Annotated in this window: 1 protein-coding gene; it reads right to left on the bottom strand. The window is 59.1% G+C overall.

Going from position 1 to position 450, the window contains the following annotated elements:
• Positions 1-81 precede the first annotated feature (81 nt).
• On the bottom strand, positions 82-450 hold a 369-nt coding region (locus CKO41_RS18450), incomplete at its 5' end, for a nucleotidyltransferase domain-containing protein (RefSeq protein WP_242464430.1).

The following is a 450-nucleotide window of genomic DNA, read 5'->3' as shown; positions in this document are numbered from 1 at the left end:
GCTTGGACTCCGGCTTGGGCTCGGGCTTGGGCCTCAGGACCATCGGACTCTCCAGTAACTTGTGAAGAGTCCTTCATAACATCATGCTTTTAAATTTGGAACTGCTGCCCAGATGGGAAGGGGTTGGATGCGAATTCCGATTTCAAGCAAGACATCGAAGGCGTCATCGGCCATGGCCAGCTTGGTCGGCAGCAGACGCTTGTGCCTTCCGCGGAGCAACACGGCGACATCGGCGTCGCTGTGCCGAGCGTGATCACCACGAGCGCGGCTGCCGAAGAGAATCAGCCCCGCCACGTTGTACTTGCCCTCGATCCGCTCGGTGAACAGGCGCAAGGCCGCTTCGGTGGCGGCATCGATGTGTGCGTTGGTTTCGAGGTTCATGACAACGTTCACCCTGCCCAAGTCGTCGGACCATGAGCCACTCTGGCATAAGTCGAGGTCGGTTACCGG

Source organism: Thiococcus pfennigii, from assembly GCF_016583835.1.
GTDB classification, from domain to species: domain Bacteria; phylum Pseudomonadota; class Gammaproteobacteria; order Chromatiales; family Chromatiaceae; genus Thiococcus; species Thiococcus pfennigii.
Note: the sequence above shows the minus strand (reverse complement) of the source record. Positions and strands in the feature narration are given on the sequence as shown.